The organism is Streptococcus mitis, from assembly GCF_001579035.1.
Taxonomy (GTDB): Bacteria; Bacillota; Bacilli; order Lactobacillales; family Streptococcaceae; genus Streptococcus; species Streptococcus mitis_J.
This window is the reverse complement of the sequence record NZ_KQ970288.1, coordinates 108,522-110,144: the sequence shown is the minus strand read 5'-3', so window position 1 is coordinate 110,144 and position 1,623 is coordinate 108,522. Positions and strand designations below refer to the sequence as shown.

The 1,623-nt window shown below is 36.8% G+C and carries 1 protein-coding gene and 1 pseudogene; both read left to right on the top strand.

Going from position 1 to position 1,623, the window contains the following annotated elements; all coding sequences use genetic code 11:
* Window positions 1-1,121, top strand: a 1,121-nt coding sequence (murN, locus tag SMIDD26_RS06735; RefSeq protein WP_246746963.1) for a peptidoglycan bridge formation alanyltransferase MurN, incomplete at its 5' end; no start/stop codon positions are given.
* A gap of 193 nt (window positions 1,122-1,314) precedes the next feature.
* Window positions 1,315-1,623: pseudogene (locus SMIDD26_RS13060) on the top strand (peptidase); the annotation flags it as partial.

Genomic DNA, 1,623 nt, shown 5'->3' with positions numbered 1-1,623 from the left:
CTCGAATTGTTTATCTTGCTTTGAAACAAGAAGGAGAGATTCAAGTTGCAGCTCTGGTTTATAGTTTGCCCATGCTGGGTGGCCTGCATATGGAGCTCAATTCGGGGCCGATTTATACCCAACAAGATGCCCTCCCAGTTTTTTATGCAGGGTTAAAAGAATATGCCAAGCAAAATGGTGTATTAGAGTTGCTTGTAAAACCTTATGAAACTTATCAAACTTTTGATAGCCAAGGTAATCCAATAGATACTGATAAAAAAAGTATTATTCAAGATTTGACTGATTTAGGTTATCAATTTGATGGATTGACAAAGGGTTATACAAGTGGAGAACCAGATTGGTTATACTATAAAGATTTGACTGAATTAACTGAAAAGAATTTACTTAAAAGTTTTAGTAAAAAAGGGAAACCCTTGGTGAAAAAGGCTGAAACCTTTGGCATTCGGTTGAAAAAGTTAAAACGTGAAGAACTATCGATTTTTAAGAATATCACAAAAGAAACCTCTGAACGTAGAGAATATAGTGATAAAAGTTTAGAATATTATGAGCATTTTTATGATGTTTTTGGAGAACAAGCGGAGTTTCTCATAGCAAGCTTAAATTTTTCGGACTATATGAGCAAATTGCAAGGTGAGCAAAGTAAACTAGAAGAAATCTTGGACAAGTTGCGACTTGATTTGAGTAAAAATCCTCATTCTGAGAAAAAACAAAATCAACTGAGAGAATATTCTAGTCAATTTGACACGTTTGAAGTTCGAAAAGCAGAAGCACGAGACTTGATTGAAAAATATGGGGAAGAAGATATTGTTTTAGCCGGGAGTTTATTTGTTTATATGCCTCAGGAAACGACATACCTCTTTAGTGGTTCCTACACTGAATTTAATAAGTTCTATGCCCCTGCACTGCTTCAAAAATATATTATGTTGGAAAGCATAAAACGTGGAATACCTAAATACAACTTCCTAGGGATTCAAGGGATTTTTGATGGTAGTGATGGTGTTTTGCGTTTTAAACAGAATTTTAATGGCTATATTGTACGCAAAGCAGGTACTTTCCGTTATCATCCATCGCCTTTAAAATACAAAGCTATCCAGTTACTCAAAAAAATAGTAGGACGTTAATACTCTTCGAAAATCTCTTCAAACCACGTCAGCTCTATCTGCAACCTCAAAACAGTGTTTTGAGCAGTCTGCGTCTAGCTTCCTAGTTTGGCTCTTTGATTTTCATTGAGTATAAGATGAAAAAGTCAGTATTTAGCTTTCTTTCAGCTTCTTTTAGTAAAATAATTTTTATTTGCTAGAAAGGTGGAGAGAAATGCGCTGGCTTTTTCGTTTGATAGGAGCTTTCTTTTCTTTTATTTGGCGTTTGTTTTGGCGCCTGGTTTGGATAGTTGTACTCTTATGTGCTCTTGCTTTTGGATTTCTCTGGTATCTGAACGGGGATTTCCAAGGAGCGCTGAAGCAAGTAGAGCGGTCAGTAAAAATTGGTCAACAAAGTATCGACCAATGGGAAAAAACAGGGCAACTGCCTAAGTTAAGCCAGACAGATAGCCACCAGCATTCTGAAGGAAGGTGGCCACAGGCCTCTGCTCGTATTTACCTAGATCCCCAGATGGATTCACGC